We start from the raw sequence: 22,082 nt of genomic DNA, 5'->3' as shown, positions 1-22,082 counted from the left end.
CGCTCGCCTACCAGGAGATTCCCATGGCTCAGATGAAATTCATGTGCGACGCGGAACGCTGCATCGAGTGCAACGGCTGCGTCACTGCCTGCAAGAACGCCAACGACGTCGAGTGGGGTATCCAGCGTCGTCGGGTGGTGACCCTCGACGATGGTGAACCCGGCGAGATATCGATCTCAGTGGCCTGCATGCACTGCGACGACGCACCGTGCATGGCGGTCTGTCCCACCGACTGCTTCTACAAGACCGACGACGGCATCGTGCTGCACGACAAGGACCTGTGCATCGGCTGCGGCTACTGCCTATACGCCTGTCCCTTCGGGGCGCCGCAGTTCCCCAAGCAAAACGCCTTCGGCGAGCGCGGCAAGATGGACAAGTGCACCTTCTGTGCCGGCGGGCCTGCGGAGAGCAAGGAGGAGGAGTACGAGAAATACGGGGCCAACCGCATCGCCGACGGCAAGCTGCCGCTGTGCGCGGAGATGTGCTCCACCAAGGCCCTGCTGGCCGGTGATGCCCAGACGGTGGCGGACATCTTCCGCCAGCGGGTGGTGCAGCGCGGCCATGCGGACGGTGGCTGGTCGGGGAACCCCCGCGCCGATGCCGACAACCTCGCCTACGATGCGACCCGCCAGGGGTAAGGAGGCTCCATGGATATGCCAACTGCCTGGCCGCTATGGCGGATGCTGGCCCTGGCCCTTGCGCTACTGCTAGGTCTGGCCTTTGCCCAACCGGTGCTGGCCCAGGCCGACCCGGATCGCGAGGCCGCCACTGCGGTGGGTGGCGTCTCGCCGGACACCTGGCGCCTGGTGCGCAGCGGTGAGGTCGGCCCAAACTTCCGCGACAGCCGGGCCGACTCCACCTACAACCTGATCAACGCCAGTGGGCAGAGCTGGCGTCAACTGCGCAACCGCTGGGTCTCCCCCTTCGGCCTGATCGCCGTCGGCGGGATTATCGTGGTGATCTCGCTGTTCTACGTGATTGTCGGCCGCATGGACCTCAGCCAACCACGCACCGGCCGCAAGTTGCTACGCTGGTCGCTGTTCGTGCGTTCGATCCACTGGACCGTGGCTACGTTATTTATTGTGCTAGCGCTCTCGGGGCTGAACCTGCTCTACGGCAAGTTCGTCTTCCGGCCACTGTTCGGGGATGCCGTGTGGGGCGCGATGATCTCCGCCTCGAAGGTCGCCCACAACTATTTGGGGCCGCTGTTCGGTATCCTGCTGGTGGTACTGCTGGCCCGTTTGTTGAAGCACAACTGGCCAAAGCGCCATGACCTGTCCTGGTTCAGGCTGGGCGGTGGCATGATCGGCAAGGGGCACCCCGATGCCGGCTTCGCCAACGGTGGCGAGAAGATGTGGTTCTGGATTTTGGCCACGGCCGGCTTGGCGGTGGTCGCCAGCGGCTTCGTGCTGGACTTCCCCAACTATGGCCAGAGCCGCGACACCATGCAGTGGGCCAACATCATCCATGCCGTGGGGGCCTTGGGCCTGACGGCCGTGGCGCTGGGCCATGCCTATATCGGCAGCATCGGCTCGGAGGGGTCGCTCGAGGGCATGACCACCGGCTATGTGGACGAAACCTGGGCCAAGGACCACCACAACCTCTGGTACGAAGAGGTCAAGGACCAGGTGATTCCCGAGGAACAGCTCGCCGCCGGTCGCCCCGCCACACAAGGCGGTGACGAGGCCGCCTCCCGGCCCGGATGAAACCCGTTGACAGCCCTCCCCCTCGACACCGCCAGAAGGCGGTGTCTTTTTGTTATGCTGGCGACGACATGACACCCACTACGCCAGGGAGACGCCCCATGGAACACCTCGATGACACGACCCGCACGGAGCTTGAGGCTGCGGCCTTCCGCCGTCTGCTCAGGCACCTGAACGAACACAAGGAGGTGCAGAACATCGACCTGATGATCCTGGCCGACTTCTGCCGCAACTGCCTCTCCAAGTGGCTGGTGACTGCCGCCGAGGAGCGCGGTGCGGAACTGGACTACGAGACGGCCCGCGAGTTCGTCTACGGCATGCCCTACGGCGAGTGGAAGGAGAAGTACCAGCAGGAGGCCACGCCCGAGCAACTGGCCGCCTTCGAGGCCCGTCAGGCACAGAAACAGGGGGACGCGTGATGAGCGAGCCGATGATTCCCCTCTCTGTGGCGGTGCTGACCATCTCCGACACCCGCAGCGAGGCCACGGACCGCAGCGGTCAGAGCCTGGTGGAGCGGCTGACCACCGCCGGGCATCGCCTGGCCGACAAACAGATCGTGCCGGACGACATCTACCGGATTCGCGCCGTGGTCTCAGCGTGGATCGCCGACCCCGAAGTGCAGGTGATCCTGACCACCGGTGGTACTGGCTTCACCGGCCGCGACTCGACCCCGGAGGCGGTGGGCGTGCTGCTCGACAAGCAGATCGAGGGGTTCGGCGAACTGTTCCGCCAGCTCAGCTGGGAGGAGATCGGCAGTTCCACCGTACAGAGCCGCTGCCTGGGCGGCCTGGCCAACGGGACCGTGGTGTTCTGCCTGCCCGGCTCCACCGGGGCCTGTCGCACAGGCTGGGACGGGATCCTGGCCGAGCAGCTCGACAGCCGGCACAAGCCGTGTAACTTCGCGAATCTGGTCATTCCCGAACGAGGCCAGCATGACTGACCTCAAGTCCGTCGAGGCGGCCCTGGCGGCGCTGCTGAAAGGGGTCCAGCCTCTTCCCGGGGAGTGGCTAGTCTGCGAAGAGGCCGCCGGGCGCATCCTCGCCGAGCCGGTACCGGCACGCCTCGACGTCCCCCCCTTCGATAACAGCGCCATGGACGGCTATGCCCTGTGCCACGCGGACGCCGGCGGCTGGTTGCCGGTGAGCCAGCGCATCGCCGCCGGGGCCCAGGCCGTTCCGCTGGCACCGGGCAGCTGTGCGCGCATCTTCACCGGCGGCGAGCTCCCGCCGGGGGCCGACTGCGTGGTGATGCAGGAGCGGGTCGAGGTGGAGGGCGACCGGGTGCGGATTCCCGATGGCATCCCGGAGTGCGACAACGTCCGCCGCCGCGGCCGCGACGTCAATGCGGGTGACGAGCTACTGGCGAGCGGCGAGCCCCTCGAGGCCGGGGCACTCGGCCATCTAGCCGGACAGGGCATCACCGAGGTGACGGTGCGCCGCCGTCCCCGGGTAGTGCTGCTCTCCACCGGGGACGAGATCGTCGACCCCGGCCGACCCCTGGGCCCGGGGCAGATCTACAACTCCAACCGTCCCATGCTCAGGCGCCTGCTGGAGCGTTTCGGCGCCGAGGTGGTGAGGGTCGCCGCGATTCCCGACGATGCCGAGGGCACCCGCCAGGCCCTAGCCGCGGCGGCCCTGGAGGCGGATGTGGTGATCACCACGGGTGGCGTTAGTGTCGGCGAGGAGGATCATGTCAAGGCGGCGGTGGAGGCGCTCGGGCAACTGGACATGTGGCGCCTGGCCATTCGGCCCGGCAAGCCACTGGCCCTGGGGCGACTCCCGGCCGAGGGACATGAGGCCCGCTTCGTGGGATTGCCCGGAAATCCGGTTTCGTGCTTCGTGGGGGCCTGGCTGTTCCTGCGCCCCCTGATGGGTGCCCTGCTCGGCGCGCCGTCGCTGCTCAAGCTACCGCGACTTACCGCGCGAGCCGCCTTTGCCACCCAGACAGGCCCCCGCGCCCACTACATGCGCGTTCGCCTCGAGTTCGGGGCGGACGAGATCAGCGCCCACGCCTTCCGCGACCAGAACTCCGGGGTGCTCTCCTCCTGCATCGCGGCGGACGCCCTGGCGGTGGTCCCACCGGAGACGCGCCTCGAGGAGGGCGACCGCGTCGATTGCCTCTGGCTCAGCGGCTAGCGTTGCTCCGGCACCTCCAGAGCCTGGCGGACTTCCGGCCACAGGCGCTGGAAGTCCTCTTCCAACCGCCTGTGTTCCTCCTCGAGCCAGGGCACTAGTTCGGCCAGGCGGTTGGGGCCGGCAAGGCGCTGTCCGATGCCGGCGATGGCGCGGCAGGTGAAGGCGAAATCGGCATAGCCGCTAAGCCAGTCCTGCTCCACCAGCACTGGCACCAGGGTGGCCAGACGCGCCGGCGCCGGCTGGGTCTGCAGGACCCGGTAGGTGCGAGCAATCAGCGGCGACGGTTGCGCCTGAAGTTCCAGTTCACGCGCCACGAAGTGATCCCACACCAGGTCCAGGGCGATTCCGGCATAGCGACGCTGGCGGGACGGCGCCCGGCGACGGATCTCGGCCACCACCGGATGGGCATCCACGAAGGCGTCCACCCGACGGTGGTGGCGGATCCCCACCGCGACGTCACCAGGCCAGGCCGACAGGTCACTCCCCTTGACCCCGTCCGCAATCAGGTTGCCCCACAGGAACTCATCGCTGCCGCCACGGGCCAGCCAGGCATGAGCCAGGAAATTCACGCGGTGCTCACAGGCAGTTGGTGGGCTTGGGCAGCCCGGCAATGCGCGCGCCGAGCTTGGCAGGGCTGCCGGGGAAGAGGCGCATCAGGTGGATAGACCGCCCCTTCTCTTCGCCCAGGGCCTTTGTCACCGCCTTGACCAGCGGTCGCATCGCTGGCGCCTGTTCGAAACGCCGGTAGAAGTCACGCAGGACCTCGATGATTTCCCAGTGTTCATGGGTCAGCTCGATACCCTCCTCGTTGGCTATTGCCCTGGCGACATCGGGGTTCCAGTCGTCCAGATCGATGAGGTAGCCTTCCGGATCGAGCGGTACGCTAGCTCCCTTGAAATCAAGATAACGGTATATTTCTGAAGTTGCCATCAGAACCAGCTCACCGTACGCATGGCCTCCTCGGTCAGGGTCACGAACCCCTCCACGTCGACCTTCACCACCGACGCATCGCACAGCGGTACCAGTCCACGGGCGGAGAGGTCCTCCTCCAGGGCATAAAGGCGGCCCGTAAGGTCGCCGAAACATTCAACCAGGGGCCCCAGGGCACCCTGAACGCCGTCCTCGATCAGCAGCAGGCGATCGGCCGCCCCCATGGCTGAAAGCGCCTGTCGGTAGACCTCGCTGGTGGCCGGCGAACGATTGAGAATATGCAGAAGCATCAATGTCTCTCCCGGTGGCACCGCCACCTTCAGAAGGTCAGTACCAGTGCATGCGTCCTGGCCAGCGCGGATAGCTCGAGGGGGCCTGCTGCCCTCGCTGGCAGCAGGAGTCCATCGACACAGAGACCGAAACGGGCCAGTGCATCGGCCTCCACCAGCAGGGAATCGATATCGTACATCTCGAGCATCTCGAGCGTCGGCGCGGTGCCCTTCTGCCCCAGGGGGCCGCCACTCTGCCCGGGCACCAGGGCGGTGACGCCCTCACCCATGAACAGGAGCGTCACCCGGCGCCCGAAAGCGGCGGCGACCAGGGCAGCATCGAGACCCTCGCGCAGCCAGCTGGTGCCGTGGGGCCCGTGGCGCAGGATCACCAGCAGATCACCCTCCATCCATTGCGCCTTGTCGTTTGCCATGCCACCTCCTCAGGGTCCGAACGTCACCAGGCGATCGCAGCGCAGGCCGAGATCCACCAGTTGGCCAAGCCCGGTCAGCTCGAAGGGAGGCTCGACGCTATGGCCCTGCTTGCCGTGTCGGGCAGCCTCGCGCTCATCGAGAAGGCCGCGTCGGAGCGCAGCGGCGATACAGACCTGGAGCGACACGCCATGGTCCTCGGCCAGTGCCGCCCAACCATCCACCAGGTGCGGTTCGTCCTGGGGCGGTGCCGCAAGACGTGCGGCGTTGTGAACGCCGTCATGGTAGAAGAATACCCCCTCCAGGCGGTGGCCTCGCCCCGCCACCGCTCGGGCAAAGCGCAGGGCGGAGTGAGCAGCCTGGCTGCTGTAGGGTGCGCCCATCAGCAGAATCCCGTAACGCATCATGGATCTTTACACTCCACAAACAGGCTGGCCCCGCCGAGGCGGGGCCAGCCGAGGTCCTCGTGACCGGCCAGGTTCAGTCGCTGCTCATGATACCGAGCAGCGACAGCAGGCTGATTAAGAGATTATAGATCGACACATAGAGAGTGATGGTGGCGAGAATATAGTTGGTCTCGCCTGCCCGGTGCACGATTTCGCTGGTCTGGTAGAGGATCGCCGCGGAGGCAAACAGCACGAAACCGGCGGAGACCATCAACATCAGGGTGGGAATCTGGAAGACCAGACCCGCCACCATGGCCAGGATCAGCACAATGGCGCCGGCCATCAGGAAGTTACCCAGGAAGCTGAAGTCCTTCTTGGAGATCAGCGCCACGGCGGAGAGGCCGATAAAGGTCAGGCCGGTCATGGCCAGGGCATTCATCACCAGCGCCGCGCCGTTGGGGAGTGCCAGGTAGGCGTTGAGAATCGGCCCCAGGGTAAACCCCATGAAGCCGGTGAAGGCGAACGTCGTAAGCAGGCCGAGAGCCGAGTTGGCAGTCTTGTGGACGAGGAACATCAGGCCGTAGGCGCCGATGAAGAACACGAAGATGTTCATGCGCTCGACGCCCATGGCCATCGCAGCGCCAGCCGTGACCGCCGAGAACAGCAGCGTCATGGCAAGCAGGCCATAGGTATTGCGCAGCACCTTGTTGGTGCCGATCGCCTGGCTCTGCGGGCGAGTTAGCTGAGTATCTTGGTATGCCATGGGTCCAGGGCTCCCTGTGTTTTGATGGATCGTTACAATGGACCTAGAATGCCCACTCCAGGTTCCCCGCGCAAGCCCTTGTCCGGGCATGGCTCAACGATGATTCCTTGCACCAAGCAGCTGCATCCCCACCTCGGCCGCCGTGTCGCAGACATCTCCTTCGGCCGCCGTGAGGGCCTGAAGGTCCATCCAGCAGGCGTGCGTGGCGTCATCGCCGGCCGTTGGCTCCCCCGCATCCCAGGACATCTGCATGACCACCACGACATAGTGGAAGCGCAGCCTGCCATCGTCATCATGTTCGATGATGTCGAATGCGGTGAGCGGTCGGGAAGCCCTGGCACGCACGCCGGTTTCCTCGAGCAGTTCTCGCGCCGCGGCGGCGGCAAGGGATTCGCCGGGCTCCACCTTGCCCCCGGGAAGCGACAGCCGCCCGGCATTGGGCGGGTTGCGCCGCCTCACCATCAGCAGGCGCCCTTCTCTCTCCACCGCGCAGGAGACGGCGGCTACCGGTAACGAAGGCATATTGCTGGTCTGGGTCATGGCAGGCTCCGGCGTGGCAGTGCCCAGTGTGCCACCCTGTCGGTGACCTGGCTAACGCCTTGATCCCATAGCCCTCTTGACCCGGCACCGAAAGCTGGTAATATTCACCGCCGTAAGCCGGAGGGGTGGCAGAGTGGTCGATTGCACCGGTCTTGAAAACCGACGAACCGCAAGGTTCCCAGGGTTCGAATCCCTGCCCCTCCGCCATAACATCTTGAAAACCAGCCACCTGTGGCTGGTTTTTTGTTTTACCCCCCTCTGGAGTGGTCCCCGAAAAAAGTGGTGAAGAAGGCTTCCGTTCCGGAACGCGACATCCCATCGGCAAGCAGGCGAAACGCCTTCTCGGCGGTCATGCGGGCTTTCATGGCACGGCATCCATGTCGATTGACAGCTCGAATTTCATCGCCTCGACGCTCACGCTATCAAGAAGCAAGGCAACAGGGAGGATTGGAAAAGCCGACTGGATCGCCCACGGTTTATCGGCTCAGGTATGCTGTCGCTCTACCCCGAGCACGACCAGGACACACAGGCCCTGATCCACCCGGCCGACAAGCCGAACGATCACGCCGGAGCCACTCAGGTGCCTGGTACGTTGTCGCGCAAACTGCCCACCATTCCCAGGAGTTCGCCATGGCGCTGAAGGCCACCATCTGCAAGGCGCGGCTGCAGGTCGCCGACATGGACCGTCACTATTACGACGAGCATGTGCTGACCGTCGCCCGCCACCCATCCGAGACCGACGAGCGCATGATGCTGCGGCTGCTGGCATTTGCGCGTCACGCCCATCCAGACCTGGCCTTCGGGCGCGGCGTCAGCGCCGATGACGAGCCAGACCTTTGGCGCAGGAGCCTCACAGGCGAGATCGAACTGTGGATTCAGCTCGGCCAGCCGGACGAACGCGAGATACGACGGGCCTGCGGCCGTGCGCAACAGGTGGTGATCTACACCTATGGCGGCCAGGGCTCCCGGCTCTGGTGGGAGCAGCTCGCCGGCAAGCTGCGCAGCCTCTCCAACCTCACGGTCATCGATGTCGCTCCCGAGAGCGTCACTGCCCTGGCCAGACTCGCGGCCCGTGGTATGGACCTCAACGCCACGCTCCAGGACGGGATGATCTGGCTTGCCAGTCCCGAGGAGTCCATCGAGGTGAGCATCGACATTCGACTGCAGCCGCGCTCATGACCTGACGCACCCCGTTGTCCGTCGTTCCCGGGCTGCGGGTTCCGTGTCCCACATCAACGGCGCCAGCCGCCCAGATCCCCTGGGGTGTCTCTGCGCCCCTTCGTCACGGCTATGTGTGGCAGCCAACGGATAAGACCCTCGTCCTGCCACTATTCTGAGGATAGCAGTCCCTCGCAGCGGCTCCGCCGAAGCGAACAGCCGCTGCAGCCAAGATCCTCAACCCGAGTCACACCCTCATGAAATCTGTCAGAAATTCCCTGCTGGCGACGTCCATCCTGCTGGTCTCGCTCTCTCTGGCCGCCTGTTCCGGCATGTCGACACAGGACAAAGGCACGGTGGTCGGCGCAGGCGTGGGCGCCGTGGGTGGTTCTGTCCTCACCGGCGGCTCGGCTGTCGGCACCGTCGGTGGTGCGGCCGTAGGCGGCGTCATCGGCCATGAGATCAGCAAGCCCTGATCATTTACCCGCTACCGCCGCGGTGCTTTGCAGGGTTCCGCTGCTGACTCCCCCGCGCCTGCTTGGCAAGACCCTGTAAGCATGAAGTGACGAAGAAGCGCAATGCCGCCTCGAAATCGGCAACATGTCGGGAGTGCGCCTCGATAATCACTCGGACAACGCAGCGTGATTTATTCTGGCCATTTTTCCAACGTTCGCCAGCGCACAGACCACAACAACTTATCGGCCTACTCTTGCGTGAGTGTGGCGACGGACGTGCCAGAACAGGATGTTGCACTACGCGCCTCAAGGAGTGAAGCGCCACCGAAAACGCACCGACCCGTAGACAAGGAGCATGTCATGAACATGATCAAGCCTTTCCTGTTAAGTCTGACGCTTACCCCGGCCATGCTATTGGCCGCCAGTGTTTCCGTGGCCGACGAACATGCCGACAAGACAGATTATGCCGGAACGAAAGTCACCTTCCTGACCGAACAGCCCAGTGGCACGCTTCACGCCAGTGACCTGATGGGGGCTGACGTCAGGAGCATGGCCAGCGACGACGAGAAGATCGGCAGCATCGACAACTTCCTGCTCGACGAGAATGGCCAGATCATCGCTCTGGTGGTCAGCATGGGCGGCCTGATGGGCATGGGCGAGAAAGTCGTCGCCATCGACTGGGATGGCGTGGTCCTGTCCCAGGAGGACGACGACTACGTCGTACGCATCAACGCCGACCAGGACACCCTCGAGGAGGCCGACGACTACGAGCACGACGCCAACTAACGGTACCCTTCCCCGGCTTGTCAGGGGCAGTCCCGAAAGCGGAAAGCGTTTATTCGCTTTCCGCTTTTAACGTGGCTCAGCCAGCTCAACCAACATTATGATGCCCACAACTAATATTTCCTATCAGCAAACCATTAAAAACTCCTAGCGAGATATCATACCAAATCTCAAGAATGCGGCCATATCGACTTCCATCGTTCTCCTGTTCATCGCCCTGATGATCATATCCAGCCGATAAGCCTAGTTGCATAGCATTTATCACATCGACGCCCGATGCTTGACCACCTAGCATAAATAAACATCGGCGTTATCCACCTCACCCCGGACAGGAACACTTTCCAACAAATGGAACCAACATGAAAAACATACTCTGGGTAATCGTGACGACGGTGGTCATGCTGGCCGTGCTGTCGGTTCTGGGCTGACACCGAGTGCTCGCCGTGACACTCCTGAATGCCTACCGCGAACGCCGCTACCGGTTCAGGCAATGGCGCCATGCCAGACGCCAGGGGGCGTCCGGCCACGAGGCCACGCCCCCGCCTCGGGCCGAGCTGTTCAGCGCCGCCCAGATGGAGACGCACGGAGAGTGGCTGGCCAACCGCCATCAGCTCGCAACCGGCCACGCATCCGATCTGCTGCTGCCCCGCCTGCGCCACAACGAACAGGCCCTGGTCGATAGCTGCAACCGCTTGACCACTGCCGTGGCCGAGGAGCAGCGCATTGCTCCCGCGGGGGAGGTGCTGCTGGACAACTTCCATCTGCTCGAGGAGCAGATGCTGACCGCCAAGCGACACCTGCCACCCGGCTACAGCAAGGCACTCCCCAGGCTCCTGAGCGGCCCCTCCGCGGGTCGGCCGCGCGTCTACGACATTGCCATGGAAGCCATCGCCCACGGCGATGGTCATCTCGCTTTCGACAACCTGAGCCGCTTCGTGGCCTCGTATCAGCGCCACATCACCCTGACACTGGGCGAACTGTGGGCCATTCCCATCATGCTGCGCCTGGCGCTGATCGAGAACCTGCGTCAGGTAGCAGACAGACTCGATGCCGCGCTCGGTGAACGCCAGCTTGCCGACATGTGGGCGGCACGCATGGTCGCGACTGCCGAGAACGCCCCCCAGAACCTGATCCTGGAGGTCGCCGACATGGCCCGCTCGAAGCCGCTCATGAGCAGCGAGTTCGTGGCCGTGCTGTCCAGGCGCTTGCAGGGGCGTGGCCCGTCTCTCTCGCTACCGCTCTCCTGGATCGAGCAGCGACTCTCTGACGCGGGCGCCAGCATCGAACAGCACATCCTGATCGCCAATCAGCAGCAGGCATCCGACCAGGTATCGGTAAGCAACAGCGTCGGCAGCCTGCGGATCATCGGTGCCATCGACTGGCAGGAGTTCGTGGAGACCCAGAGCGCCGTCGAGCGAACCCTGCGAGAGGACCCCAGCGGCATCTATCCCCGCATGGACTTCGCCACCCGTGACCGCTATCGGCATATCGTGGAAACCCTGGCCAGCCAGTCGCCTATCGACGAAAGCGACGTGGCGAGGCTGGCCGTCGAACTCGCTGCCTCGCCCCCCCGGCCAGGCGCCGATCCCGAACGCGCCCGACACGTCGGCTACTACCTGATCGGTGGTGGCTCCGCCGACCTGACCCGAGTGGCCAGGGTGAGCCGTTCGGCGTTCCACCGCCTGGGCGTGCGTATGCGGCGGCGGGCCCTGCCCTTCTACCTGGGCACCATCGTCGGCCTCACCCTGCTGATCAGCGCCGTGCTGCTGCTTGCCGCCGGGTCGCGGCTCACCGAGCCGGCGCCACCGGGCTGGATAGCGGGGGTCGCGTTACTCTCGCTGCTGGTCAGCAGTCAGAGCGCCGTGTCGCTGGTCAACCGGCTGGCGACCCTGATGGTGACACCGCGCACGCTGCCGCGCATGGAGGTCAGGAGCGGCATCCCCGACAGCTGTCGCACGCTGGTCGTCACACCAACGCTCCTGGCGGACGCGGCCGGCATCGACTCGCTGCTGGAATCTCTCGAGGTACGCTTCCTGGCCAACCAGGATGCCCATCTCCACTTCGCCCTGCTGACCGATTTCAGCGATGCCCAAGAGGCCACGCTACCCGATGACGATGCCCTGCTGACACGGGTGCGCGACGGCATCGAACGGCTGAACGCCACCTATGCCGATCAATGGCGAGACCTCGGCGGCGAGGCAACGCCCCTCTATCTGTTTCACCGCCCTCGCTGCTGGAACGCCCGGGAGCGCTGCTGGATGGGACACGAACGCAAACGCGGCAAGCTTGCCGACCTCAACGCGCTGCTGCGCGGCAGCCAGGAGGCCGACGGCCGCAAGCGCTTCACGCTGATTGTCGGGGATACCTCACCGCTGTCGAGCGTGGTCTACGTGATCACCCTGGACAGCGACACCCAGCTTCCCCGCGATGCCGCGCGCCAGCTGGTGAGCACCATGGCCCATCCGCTCAATCGCCCTCGTCATGCGCCCCTGACCGGGCGGGTCATCGATGGCCACGGCATTCTCCAGCCGAGCATTGCGGCAAGCCTCGAAGGCGCCAACCGATCCCGCTACGCGCGGATGTTCGGCGGTGAGGCCGGCATCGACCCTTACACCCGGGCCATCTCGGATCTCTACCAGGACCTTTTCGACGAGGGGTCCTATATCGGCAAGGGGATCTACGAGGTCGACGCCTTCGAGCGGGCGATCGGCACGCGCTTCCCCGAGAACCTCATTCTCAGCCATGACCTGCTGGAGGGCTGCCATGCCCGTTCCGGACTGGTCAGCGACATCACTCTCTACGAGGATCACCCCAGCCACTACCTCGATGACATCAAGCGCCGTCACCGTTGGATTCGCGGCGACTGGCAGCTCACCGGCTGGCTGGGCCGGCATCCTCCCGCGGGCCACGGCGAACAGGACGGCCAACCCGTCATACCCCTGCCGCTGCTGTCACGCTGGAAGCTGCTGGACAACCTGCGCCGCAGCCTCTTTCCCATCGCCCTCACGGCGCTGCTGCTGCTGGGGTGGACGCTGCCCGCCACCGCCTGGGTCTGGACTCTCGGCGCCATCACGCTGCTGGCGATGCCGATGATCGTCGACATCATCCGCGAGCTCTTGGGCAAGCCCGGCGAACGTCCGCTTGGGCAACACCTGGCATGCACGACCCGCGACCTGGCCGGACGCACGGGCCAGCTCGGCTTCCAGGTCAGCTGCCTGCCCTACGAGGCCTACATTCACCTGGACGCCATCCTGCGCACCCTGTGGCGACGACATGTCAGCCACCGACACCTGCTTGAGTGGGTTCCCTCTGGTGATTGTCGGGCGACCGCCCCGCCTGGAAGAGACGAGGGCCTGGGTCGAGTGCTGGGACAGATGTGGCTCTCCCCGGTGCTCGCCGGCGCCATCGCCCTGTGGCTGGCCGGCACCCAGCCGCTGACGCTGCTCGCCGCGGCTCCTTTCCTTACCCTGTGGGGAATTGCCCCGGGGCTGGCCTGGTGGACGAGCCGTCCGCAGCCGCCGCGCCCCTCCCGGCTGGATGCCGAGCAAACCCGCTTCCTGCAGCGTCTGGCCAGGCGCACCTGGGCCTTCTTCGAAGAGATGATGAGCGCCGAGGACCACTGGCTGCCACCCGACAACATCCAGGCGTATCGCCAGATCACCCTGGCCCATCGCACCTCGCCGACCAACATCGGGATGGCACTGCTGGCCAACCTGGCGGCCCATGACTTCGGCTATCTCACGGCGGCTGGCCTGATGACGCGCAGCGAACGGACCCTCGGCACGCTAGGGATCCTGCCTCGCTACCGCGGCCACTTCTACAACTGGTACGACACCCAGACCCTCCAGCCGCTGCCGCCTCACTATGTCTCCAGCGTCGACAGCGGCAACCTCTCGGGCCATTTGCTGACCCTGAGCCGTGGTCTACTCGAGATGGCGGATGCACCGATCCTGCCACCGCGCTGCTGGCAGGGCCTGCGCGATACCCTGGCACTGATCGAGGAGTGTGGCGGCGCCACCGCACAGGGGCCGCTGGAGGCCTACCGGCAGCTGCTGGACAGCACCAGTGCGACCCCACAGGACAGCCTGACGACCTGGTATCAGGCGCTGACCCGGCTCAGCGGCGCCTCTGCCGTGCTGGTCGAGGCGATGCGCCCATTGGCCAGGGTGTTGCAGCCCGAGGCCAGCGCCTCACCCGAGACGCCGTGGCTCGAGGAAGACCCGCACCAGTGGGCCCTCTGTCTGCATCGACAGGCCCAGGACCTGCTCGATGAACTCGATGATCTGGCGCCCTGGCTGGCGCACGCAGAACGTCTTGACGACTCCCCGCTCGGCAGGACGCTTGCCACGCTTCCACTGCCCAGGCTACGCGACCTCGGCGCCCTCGATCGCCTGCTCGCCGCGATGCCTGCGCCAGCCATGCAAGACGCCAGCGATCATGCCCAGGCGGACCCGCTGCACGAGGTGATCGAGCAGGCTCAGGGGCGCGCCAGGCAGCGTATCGACGCTCTCGAGCGGCTTGCCGCCCGCTGCGTCGAGTTCGCCCGGGTCGAATATGGCTTCCTGTTCGACCGCACCAAGCACCTGCTCGCCATCGGCTACAACGTCACCGAGGAACGCCTCGACAGCGGCTATTACGACCTGCTCGCCTCGGAATCCCGGCTCAGCAGCTTCGTGGGCATCGCCCTGGGTCAGCTGCCCAAGGAGAGCTGGTTCAGCCTCGGCCGACTGCTGACCCGCGCCGGAGGCAAGCCTGTTCTGCTCTCCTGGAGCGGCTCGATGTTCGAATACCTGATGCCGATGCTGGTGATGCCGACCTACCCCAACACCCTGCTCGACCAGACGTGTCGCGCGGCCGTGGCTCGCCAGATCGACTATGGCAGGCAGCGCGGCGTGCCCTGGGGAATTTCCGAGTCGGCCTACAACACCGTCGATGCCAGACTCAACTATCAGTATCGCGCCTTCGGGGTCCCCGGCCTGGGTCTCAAGCGTGGCCTGGCCGAGGACCTGGTGGTCGCCCCCTATGCCTCGGCGATGGCGCTGATGGTGGCGCCCGTCGAGGCCTGCCATAACCTGCAGCGGCTGGCACGTGATGGGGTGATGGGCAAGTTCGGGCTTTACGAGGCGGTAGACTACAGCCCCGCACGCCAGCGCCGCGGCTCCCGGAAGACCCTGGTGCGAACCTTCATGGCTCACCACCAGGGGATGAGCCTGCTGGCCCTGGCCCACCTATTGCTGGCGCAGCCCATGCAGCGCCGTTTCAGCGCGGACCGCCACCTGCAGGCGGTGCTGCTGCTGCTCCAGGAGCGGATCCCTCGGGCCAGCCCCCTGTTCACCCACGTGGCTCGCCTGGCGGAAGTCCATACCGAAAGCGGCCGCAGCGACCCGCCGATACGTGTCTTCGACACGGCCGATACCGCGACCCCGGCCGTGCAGCTGCTCTCCAACGGGCGCTATCACGTCATGGTCACCAATGCCGGTGGTGGCTACAGCCGCTGGCGCGACCTCGCGGTCACCCGCTGGCGTGAAGACCCGACGCGGGACCACCAGGGCACCTTCTGCTACCTGCGCGACCTCGACAGCGGCCATGTCTGGTCCAATGCCTATCAGCCGACGCGCACCCCCGGCAGCCACTACGAGGCGATCTTTGCCGAGGGGCGCGCCGAGTACCGTCGCCGCGACGATGTGGGCAGCGGCGAGCTGGAGACCTACACCGAAATTGCCGTATCGCCGGAGGATGACATCGAACTGCGCCGGATTCGCCTGACCAACCACAGCGAACAGCGCCGCGAGCTCGAGGTCACCAGCTATGCGGAGGTGGTCATCGCCCCCGCCGCCACGGATGACCTGCACCCCGCCTTCAGCAACCTGTTCGTGCAGACAGAGATCATCGCTCACCACAGTGCGATCCTCTGCCACCGTCGCTCACGGGCCCCGGAAGAGGCCTCCCCCTGGATGTTCCAGCTGCTGATCGTACGAGATGCCCCGAGCCCGGCGGCCAGCTACGAAACGGATCGGCTGGGATTCATCGGCCGCTGCCGTGACCCTGCGGCACCGCTGGCCATGGACCACCCCGGGTCGCTGTCCGGCCAGACCGGCGCGGTGCTCGACCCGATCGCCGCCATCCGCCGGGCCTTCTGCGTCGAGCCCCACCACGCCGTGACGCTCGATCTGGTGACCGGGATGGCGGGGTCGCGCGCCGACGCCGAGTGCCTGATCGCCAAGTATCAGGACCGCCATCTGGCCGACCGCGTCTTCGAGCTCACCTGGACCCATCGCCAGGTGGTCCTCGAGCAGCTCGATGCCAGCGAGGCCGACGCCCAGCTGCATGCACGACTGGCCAGCGCCGTCCTCTATGCACACCCCGCCCTGCGCGCCGACCCCGCCATCATCGCCACTAACCGGCGCGGACAATCCGCGCTGTGGAGCTATGCCATCTCGGGCGACCTGCCGATCGTGCTGCTGCGTGTGGGCAGCAGCGCCAGCCTGGCGCTGGTCCGCCAGCTCATCCAGGCGCACGCCCACTGGCGCCTCCAGGGCCTGGCGGTTGACCTGGTGATCTGGAACGAGGAGTACGCCGTCTACCGCCAGCAGCTTCAGGAACAGATCCTGGGGCTGATCGCCTCGGGCAGCGCGGCCAGCCAGATCGACCGGCCCGGCGGTATCTTCGTACGCCCGCTGGAGCAGATCGCCGGCGAGGATCGCCTGCTGTTCCAGGCGGTGGCACGCGCCATCATCCTCGACAGCCACGGCAGCCTGGAAGAGCAGCTCGACCAGCGCCAGCGCCAGGATGCCAGACCCCCGCTGCTGAGGGTGACGGACAGCCGCCCGGCGGCGGGGAGTCGCCCCCCTGTCGCGCCAGAAGGGCTGATCCTGAGCAACCCGCTTGGCGCCTTCACTGCCAACGGTCAGGAGTATGTCATCCAGCTCGGTCCCGGCCAGCGCACCCCCGCGCCCTGGGTCAACGTGATCGCCAATCCCGACTTCGGCTGCGTGATATCGGAGAGCGGCGGCAGCTACAGCTGGCACCTCAACGCCCACGAGAACCGGCTGACCCCCTGGCACAACGACCCGGTCAGCGACCCCAGCGGCGAGGCGCTCTATCTGCGCGACGAGGAGAGCGGCCATCTCTGGTCGCCCACCCCGCTCCCGGTGCGCAGCAATGCCCACTACCTGGTGCGCCACGGCTTCGGCTACAGCGTGTTCGAGTCCGAACAGGACGGAATCAATTCGCAGCTGTGGATCTACGTGGCGCTCGACGCCAGCATCAAGTTCTCGGTGCTGAAGGTGCACAATCTGTCGGCACGGATGCGCCAGCTGTCGGCGACCGGCTACGTCGAATGGGTCCTCGGCGACCTGCCTGCCAGGACCGCCATGCATGTGACCACCGAGATCTCCGCGACGAGTGGCGCCCTGATGGCACGCAACGTCTTTCATCGTGAACTCAGCGAGCAGGTGGCCTTCTTCGACGTCGACGACCCGACCCGCACGCTGAGCGGCGACCGGCAGGAGTTTATCGGTCGCAACGGCAGCCTCCAGGCGCCCGCCGCCCTTGCGCGAACCCACCTCTCCGGCACGGTCGGCGCCGGCCTCGACCCCTGCGCCGCCCTGCAGGTCAAGCTCTCGCTGGCACCGGACGAACGCCGGACGGTGATCTTCCGGCTCGGCGTGGGTCCTGACCGCGAGCAGGCCGATGCCTTGATCCAGCACTATCGGGTCCCGGGGTCGGCCAGCCAGGCCCTCGATGGCGTCCAGGCCCACTGGCGGCACACCCTCGGCGCGCTACAGATCGAGACGCCCGATCCAGCGCTGGATGTGATGGCCAACGGCTGGCTGCTCTACCAGACCCTGGCCTGCCGGCTGTGGGCGCGCAGCGGCTACTACCAGTCCGGTGGCGCCTTCGGCTTTCGCGACCAGCTGCAGGACAGCATGGCGCTGGCGCATGCCGCCCCCGAGCGCCTGCGCGACCAGCTGCTGCTGTGTGCCAGTCGCCAGTTCCGCGAAGGGGACGTGCAGCACTGGTGGCATCCCCCCCAGGGTCGCGGCGTGCGGACGCGCTGTTCCGACGACTACCTGTGGCTGCCGCTGGCACTCTGTCGCTACGTACGAGTCAGCGATGATATCGAGGTGCTCGATCGCCCGATCGGCTTCCTGGACGGACGCGCCGTCGGTGAAGACGATGAGGCCTACTACGATCTGCCTGACCGCGCCCCCGGCGAGGCGAGTCTCTACCAGCATGCTTTGCTCGCTCTGCGCCACGGCCAACGGTTCGGGGAGCACGGCCTGCCGCTGATGGGCTCGGGGGACTGGAACGACGGCATGAACCTGGTGGGCATCAAAGGCCGCGGCGAAAGCGTCTGGCTGGGGTTCTTCCTGTGCCAGGTCCTCGAGGAGTTCGGTCAGCTGGCGCAGCGCTACGGTGATGAGGAGACGGCCGAGAGCTGCCGCTCCTCGCGCCGCACGCTGCGCGACAGTCTCGACCAGCACGCCTGGGACGGCGACTGGTATCGCCGCGCCTACTTCGACGATGGCACGCCGCTGGGGTCGGCGTCAGCCGACGAATGCCGTATCGACTCGATCTCGCAAAGCTGGGCGGTACTCTCGGGCGCCGGCGACCCGCGGCGCGCCGAGCAGGCGATGGAGGCGGTCTTCACCCACCTGGTGCACCCCGATCAGCGGCTGGTCCAGCTGCTCGCCCCGCCCTTCGACAAGGCAAGCCCGACGCCCGGCTACATTCGCGGCTATGTACCAGGCGTGCGCGAGAATGGCGGGCAGTATACCCATGCCGCGATCTGGGCGGCGATGGCCTATGCCCGCCTCGGCCAGCGCGAGCGGGCCTGGCTGCTGATGGATATGCTCAACCCCGTACAGCATTCACGCTCAGCCGCCGGGATGGCCCGCTACCGGCTGGAACCCTACGTGGTGGCTGCCGACATCTATGCCATAGAGCCCCACGTGGGGCGCGGTGGCTGGAGCTGGTATACCGGCGCGGCAGGATGGATGTATCGGCTGATCAGCGAGTCACTGCTCGGCCTGCAGCAGGCAGGCAACCGCCTGACCATAACGCCCTGCCTGCCCGCGGACTGGCCCCATATCCGCCTGCGGTATCGCTTCCACGGCACCAGCTACGTCATCACGATCCGCCAGGCGGGTGATGACAAGCATCACCCGCCGATCACCCGACTCGACGGGGTCCGCCTGCCGGACCCGGTCATCACGCTATGCGACGATGGCCGAGAGCACCAGGTGGAGATTCACCTCGGCAACAACGAGTCCCCACGGACGCCGCCGGCGGGTCTCCCGGGGACTCGCAGAAGGCGAGACGAAGGGGACGTTCAGTAGAGCCTCAGGCCCACCTTGGTCACGAGGTTGCCTTGCATCTCGCTGACCACCCAGTGAATGCCGTGCCAGTCCACGTCATCCCCCACCACCGGATGCCCGCCTACCCGCAGGGAGATGAAATCCGCCAGGGTCATGTCCCTCTCTGCCGGACTGAGCGTCAAGCCATAGGCGTCGCCGATGTCCTGCATGCGGGCCTCACCGTCGAAGGTGAAGGTGCCGAAGAAGGCGCGCTCCTGCTTGAGCTTGGCATCGCCATTGAAGAGGCGATTCAGCGCCGGCAGATCCTCGCTGCGACCGATCACGCAGATCACGTCTCCCAGTTGCAGGCGGGTGCTGCCCTTGGGGTGCAACATCACATGATCGCGGAACAGTGCCGAGATCAGCGCGCCGGAGGGAAAGCGCAGCAGGCGGATCGGCACATCCTCCAGGTCCGAGTTCTCCACCTCGTAGACGAACATCTCAAAGTCGTTTTCCGGGAGAATACCCAGCGGGCCGCGCTGGTTCGGGGTGACGGTGGTCGGCACCTGCACCCGCATCAGCCGCGACATCCACCCCAGGGTCCCGCCCTGGATCAGCAGCGAGAGCAGCACCACCGCAAAGGCCACGTTGAAGTAGAGCGAGGCATTCTCCACGCCGCCGATCACCGGGAAGATCGCCAGCACGATGGGCACGGCACCGCGCAGGCCCACCCAGGCGATGAAACCGATCTCGCGCCACCGGAACTTGAAGAAGGGCTTGATGCTGATGAGGACCGCCAGGGGCCTGGCCACGAAGATCAGCGCCAGCGCCACCAGGCTGGCGGGAAGCGCAACCTCGAGCAGTTCGCGGGGATTGACCAGCAGGCCCAGCACCAGGAACAGTCCGATCTGGCTCAACCAGGCCAGGCCGTCGTGAACCGGCAGGATGAAGTTGATATGGCGCCCGGGCTGATTACCGATCATCAGCCCCGCCAGATAGATCGCCAGGAAGCCACTGCCGCCGAGGAAGCTGGTGATGCCGAACGCGCCGAAGCCCAGGGCGAGGGCCATCAGGGAATAGAGGCCGGGGGCGAGGTCTACCCAGCGCAGCAGCTTGCCGCTGAGCCATCCCACGCCCACCCCGATCACCAGCCCCAGGCCAAACTGCTGGAGCAGCATCAGCAGGGTATCGACGGTGCCACTCAGCTCCCCGACCAGCATTTCCACCAGCACCAGGGTGAGGAAGATCGCCATGGGATCGTTGGTGCCGGACTCGATCTCGAGTGTCGCGCTCACCCGCTCGTTGAGGTTGACACCGCGGCCGCTGAGCATCGAGAACACCGCGGCGGCGTCGGTGGAGCCCACGATGGCACCGACCAGCAGCCCCTGCATCAGGGTGAGGTCGAAGATCCACATGGCCAACACGCCGACAATCCCGCTAGTGATGAAGACGCCCAGGGTGGCAAGGGACAGGGCCGGGCGAAAGCCAACCCGAAAGGTCTTGAGCCGGGTACGCAGCCCACCGTCCAGCAGGATCATGGCCAGCGCCACGTGACCGATGACGAAGGCCAGGGAGTAGTTGTCGAACTCGATGCCGAGCAGCCCCTCCTCCCCCGCCAGCATGCCCAAGCCCAGGAAGATGAGCAGCAGGGGAAAGCCCACCAGACTGGAGAGACGGCTGGCCAGGACGCTGAGCCCGATCAGGAGGCCGCTGAGCAGGAAGAGGGTATTGACGGTGTCCATGGCATCCTCGTTGCGGCATATCTGGCATTATCGCACGTGGCCAGAAGCGGTGCGACGCTGCCGGGAAGGGCTGGCCAGCCCTTCCCGGCAGCGGATACACTCTGCTGCCGCCGGCCGGTCGTGAACCGGCACCACAGCCGGAGCCACTGCATGCCCGATCCCGCCCCTCCCAGGTTCCAGTCCGTCGTCGTTTCCGCCCTCACCCTGCTGATGGCGACCCTGACGACGGCGGCGCTGATGACAAGTGCCCCGACCGTGGTGGCCGAGGAGGCCAGGGAGGCCGAACCCCTGACCGTGCCCGACCTCCGCCGGAACGGACTGAATACCCGCGTCACGGTAGTCGAGGTCCCGGCGCTTGAGGCAGGCATCGACGACCAGATCACGGAGATGACCCAGGCACCCCCCCTGGAGGCTGATGCCGAGGAGTCCCCGCCTCCTGTCGACGATACCGGCGAGCGGGACGTCGAAGCCGCGATGACACCCGATGGCACCTCGCCGGCCCAAGAGGCCAGTGCGCCGGCAGCGATCATGGAGCAGGGCCCCATGGTGACACTCACGCCCCCGGAGCCGCTCGAGCCGCCACCGCTCAAGCGCCTGGAGATCATGCTCGACTGGTACCCCGGCCCCCAGCACGCCGCCCTGTTGATCGCCCAGCACCGGGGCATCTTTGCGCGACATGGCCTGCAGATCACCCTGACCACCCCTGCCGACCCCACCCTGCCGACCCGGCTGCTGGCCGCCGGCCGCATCGATCTTGCCGTGAGTCGCCAACCGCTGCTGCATCTTCAGGTGGATCGCGGCCTGCCGCTACTTCGGGTCGGCACTCTGGTCGACCTTCCCCTGGCGGGGCTCCTGCTGCGAGACGACGGCATCATGGAGTCGCCGGCCCAACTGGCGGGCAGGCGGATCGGCTATTCGATGGAGGAGAGCCGGGAGCTGCTGCTGCCCGCACTGCTCAAGCCCCACGGTATTGCCCTCGAGGAGCTGGACCTGGTGGACGTCAACTTCAGTGCCGTCGTCCAGATGGTCGATGAGGACCTGGACGGCGTGATGACACCGCAGCGCTTCGCGCTGCCACGGCAATTGGGCGACGAGGGCGTGACCACGCGCCTGCTGGCCCTGGAGGAGCACGGGATTCCGCGCCATGAGGGGCTGATCCTGGTGGCCAACCGCGACCGGCTCGGCGCTCAGAAGGAGAGCCTGCGGCGGCTGCTCGAGGCCCTGGCCGAGGCCGCCGCCTGGAGCCTGGAGCATCCGGAGGAGGCCTGGGCGCTGCTGGCGGTAAACGAGCCGACCCTGGACACCCCGGCGAATCGGGACACCTGGCTGGCCATGCTGCTGCGCCTGAGCGCCCGTCCCGCCGCCCTGGACCATGGCGGCTACGCGCGCTTCGAGGCCTTCCTGCACGAGCGGGGCCTGCTCGAGACCCTCACGCCGGTAGGGAAGCTGGCGGTCGACCTGGGCGCGCCCTGACGGCGCCTCGCCCG

18 protein-coding genes and 1 tRNA gene are annotated in these 22,082 nt (G+C 66.2%); 11 read left to right on the top strand and 8 right to left on the bottom strand.

Features of this window, described 5'->3' with window-relative positions:
* Positions 1-23: 23 nt before the first annotated feature.
* The 5 genes from fdh3B (at position 24) to glp (ending at position 3,838) form a co-directional block, all read left to right on the top strand.
* A complete protein-coding gene (gene fdh3B, locus IBX53_RS01835) occupies positions 24-638 on the top strand; it encodes a formate dehydrogenase FDH3 subunit beta (protein WP_290904454.1) in 615 nt (204 codons plus the stop codon).
* A gap of 9 nt (positions 639-647) precedes the next feature.
* Entirely contained in the window at positions 648-1,706 is a 1,059-nt protein-coding gene (locus IBX53_RS01830; protein ID WP_290904452.1) for a formate dehydrogenase subunit gamma, read from the top strand.
* Between the two features lie 98 nt (positions 1,707-1,804).
* Positions 1,805-2,122 (top strand): DUF1244 domain-containing protein, encoded by a 318-nt coding sequence (locus IBX53_RS01825; RefSeq protein WP_290904449.1) that lies wholly within the window; start codon positions 1,805-1,807, stop codon positions 2,120-2,122.
* On the top strand, positions 2,122-2,643 hold the full coding sequence (gene moaB, locus IBX53_RS01820) for a molybdenum cofactor biosynthesis protein B (RefSeq protein WP_290904447.1): 522 nt from the start codon (positions 2,122-2,124) through the stop codon (positions 2,641-2,643). The genes IBX53_RS01825 and moaB overlap by 1 nt, the downstream gene beginning before the upstream one ends.
* The gene (gene glp / locus IBX53_RS01815) at positions 2,636-3,838 is read left to right on the top strand and encodes a gephyrin-like molybdotransferase Glp (RefSeq protein WP_290904445.1); all 1,203 of its coding nucleotides are present in this window, start codon (positions 2,636-2,638) and stop codon (positions 3,836-3,838) included. Before moaB ends, glp begins: the two co-directional genes overlap by 8 nt.
* Here the strand turns inward: glp and IBX53_RS01810 are convergent.
* The 7 genes from IBX53_RS01810 to IBX53_RS01780 all read right to left on the bottom strand — a co-directional run bounded on the left by IBX53_RS01810 (position 3,835) and on the right by IBX53_RS01780 (position 7,158).
* A complete protein-coding gene (locus IBX53_RS01810; RefSeq protein ID WP_290904441.1) occupies positions 3,835-4,407 on the bottom strand; it encodes an ACP phosphodiesterase in 573 nt (190 codons plus the stop codon). The two genes, glp and IBX53_RS01810, sit on opposite strands and share 4 nt — an antisense overlap.
* Before the next feature lie 7 nt (positions 4,408-4,414).
* Complete coding sequence (locus IBX53_RS01805; RefSeq protein WP_290904439.1) at positions 4,415-4,768, bottom strand: TusE/DsrC/DsvC family sulfur relay protein; 354 nt, start codon at positions 4,766-4,768, stop codon at positions 4,415-4,417.
* Entirely contained in the window at positions 4,768-5,058 is a 291-nt protein-coding gene (gene tusB, locus IBX53_RS01800) for a sulfurtransferase complex subunit TusB (protein WP_290904437.1), read from the bottom strand. Before tusB ends, IBX53_RS01805 begins: the two co-directional genes overlap by 1 nt.
* A 29-nt stretch (positions 5,059-5,087) precedes the next feature.
* The gene (locus IBX53_RS01795) at positions 5,088-5,471 is read right to left on the bottom strand and encodes a DsrE family protein (protein ID WP_290904435.1); all 384 of its coding nucleotides are present in this window, start codon (positions 5,469-5,471) and stop codon (positions 5,088-5,090) included.
* Positions 5,472-5,480: 9 nt separating this feature from the next.
* Complete coding sequence (gene tusD, locus IBX53_RS01790; protein ID WP_290904433.1) at positions 5,481-5,873, bottom strand: sulfurtransferase complex subunit TusD; 393 nt, start codon at positions 5,871-5,873, stop codon at positions 5,481-5,483.
* Positions 5,874-5,949: 76 nt separating this feature from the next.
* Entirely contained in the window at positions 5,950-6,618 is a 669-nt protein-coding gene (locus tag IBX53_RS01785) for a Bax inhibitor-1/YccA family protein (protein ID WP_290904431.1), read from the bottom strand.
* 93 nt (positions 6,619-6,711) lie between these two features.
* A complete protein-coding gene (locus IBX53_RS01780; RefSeq protein ID WP_290904430.1) occupies positions 6,712-7,158 on the bottom strand; it encodes an NUDIX hydrolase in 447 nt (148 codons plus the stop codon).
* A gap of 119 nt (positions 7,159-7,277) precedes the next feature.
* On the opposite strand from IBX53_RS01780, the gene IBX53_RS01775 reads away from it, so the two are divergent.
* The 5 genes from IBX53_RS01775 to IBX53_RS01755 all read left to right on the top strand — a co-directional run bounded on the left by IBX53_RS01775 (position 7,278) and on the right by IBX53_RS01755 (position 18,895).
* Positions 7,278-7,365, top strand: a tRNA-Ser gene (locus IBX53_RS01775).
* 423 nt (positions 7,366-7,788) lie between these two features.
* The gene (locus IBX53_RS01770; RefSeq protein WP_290904426.1) at positions 7,789-8,337 is read left to right on the top strand and encodes a YaeQ family protein; all 549 of its coding nucleotides are present in this window, start codon (positions 7,789-7,791) and stop codon (positions 8,335-8,337) included.
* A gap of 236 nt (positions 8,338-8,573) precedes the next feature.
* Positions 8,574-8,792, top strand: a complete 219-nt coding sequence (locus tag IBX53_RS01765; protein WP_290904423.1) for a glycine zipper 2TM domain-containing protein — start codon at positions 8,574-8,576, stop codon at positions 8,790-8,792.
* Positions 8,793-9,131: 339 nt separating this feature from the next.
* Complete coding sequence (locus tag IBX53_RS01760; RefSeq protein ID WP_290904420.1) at positions 9,132-9,557, top strand: PRC-barrel domain-containing protein; 426 nt, start codon at positions 9,132-9,134, stop codon at positions 9,555-9,557.
* A 440-nt stretch (positions 9,558-9,997) separates the two neighbouring features.
* A complete protein-coding gene (locus IBX53_RS01755) occupies positions 9,998-18,895 on the top strand; it encodes a glucoamylase family protein (protein WP_290904418.1) in 8,898 nt (2,965 codons plus the stop codon).
* Here IBX53_RS01755 and IBX53_RS01750 read toward each other — a convergent pair.
* Positions 18,889-20,595, bottom strand: a complete 1,707-nt coding sequence (locus IBX53_RS01750; protein WP_290904415.1) for a potassium/proton antiporter — start codon at positions 20,593-20,595, stop codon at positions 18,889-18,891. The two genes, IBX53_RS01755 and IBX53_RS01750, sit on opposite strands and share 7 nt — an antisense overlap.
* Positions 20,596-20,745: 150 nt before the next feature.
* On the opposite strand from IBX53_RS01750, the gene IBX53_RS01745 reads away from it, so the two are divergent.
* Positions 20,746-22,068 (top strand): ABC transporter substrate-binding protein, encoded by a 1,323-nt coding sequence (locus IBX53_RS01745; RefSeq protein WP_290904412.1) that lies wholly within the window; start codon positions 20,746-20,748, stop codon positions 22,066-22,068.
* Positions 22,069-22,082 lie beyond the last annotated feature (14 nt).

Source organism: Halomonas sp. (assembly GCF_014859505.1).
Classification (GTDB): domain Bacteria; phylum Pseudomonadota; class Gammaproteobacteria; order Pseudomonadales; family Halomonadaceae; genus Halomonas.
The sequence above is the reverse complement of the archived record's forward strand: the minus strand, read 5'-3'. Positions and strand labels throughout refer to the sequence as shown.

Coding starts and splice junctions, on each gene's coding strand:
- fdh3B (WP_290904454.1), top strand. CDS start 24: ATGGCTCAGATGAAATTCATGTGCGACGCGGAACGCTGCATCGAGTGC.
- IBX53_RS01830 (WP_290904452.1), top strand. CDS start 648: ATGGATATGCCAACTGCCTGGCCGCTATGGCGGATGCTGGCCCTGGCC.
- IBX53_RS01825 (WP_290904449.1), top strand. CDS start 1,805: ATGGAACACCTCGATGACACGACCCGCACGGAGCTTGAGGCTGCGGCC.
- moaB (WP_290904447.1), top strand. CDS start 2,122: ATGAGCGAGCCGATGATTCCCCTCTCTGTGGCGGTGCTGACCATCTCC.
- glp (WP_290904445.1), top strand. CDS start 2,636: ATGACTGACCTCAAGTCCGTCGAGGCGGCCCTGGCGGCGCTGCTGAAA.
- IBX53_RS01805 (WP_290904439.1), bottom strand. CDS start 4,768: ATGGCAACTTCAGAAATATACCGTTATCTTGATTTCAAGGGAGCTAGC.
- tusB (WP_290904437.1), bottom strand. CDS start 5,058: ATGCTTCTGCATATTCTCAATCGTTCGCCGGCCACCAGCGAGGTCTAC.
- IBX53_RS01795 (WP_290904435.1), bottom strand. CDS start 5,471: ATGGCAAACGACAAGGCGCAATGGATGGAGGGTGATCTGCTGGTGATC.
- tusD (WP_290904433.1), bottom strand. CDS start 5,873: ATGCGTTACGGGATTCTGCTGATGGGCGCACCCTACAGCAGCCAGGCT.
- IBX53_RS01785 (WP_290904431.1), bottom strand. CDS start 6,618: ATGGCATACCAAGATACTCAGCTAACTCGCCCGCAGAGCCAGGCGATC.
- IBX53_RS01780 (WP_290904430.1), bottom strand. CDS start 7,158: ATGACCCAGACCAGCAATATGCCTTCGTTACCGGTAGCCGCCGTCTCC.
- IBX53_RS01770 (WP_290904426.1), top strand. CDS start 7,789: ATGGCGCTGAAGGCCACCATCTGCAAGGCGCGGCTGCAGGTCGCCGAC.
- IBX53_RS01765 (WP_290904423.1), top strand. CDS start 8,574: ATGAAATCTGTCAGAAATTCCCTGCTGGCGACGTCCATCCTGCTGGTC.
- IBX53_RS01760 (WP_290904420.1), top strand. CDS start 9,132: ATGAACATGATCAAGCCTTTCCTGTTAAGTCTGACGCTTACCCCGGCC.
- IBX53_RS01750 (WP_290904415.1), bottom strand. CDS start 20,595: ATGGACACCGTCAATACCCTCTTCCTGCTCAGCGGCCTCCTGATCGGG.
- IBX53_RS01745 (WP_290904412.1), top strand. CDS start 20,746: ATGCCCGATCCCGCCCCTCCCAGGTTCCAGTCCGTCGTCGTTTCCGCC.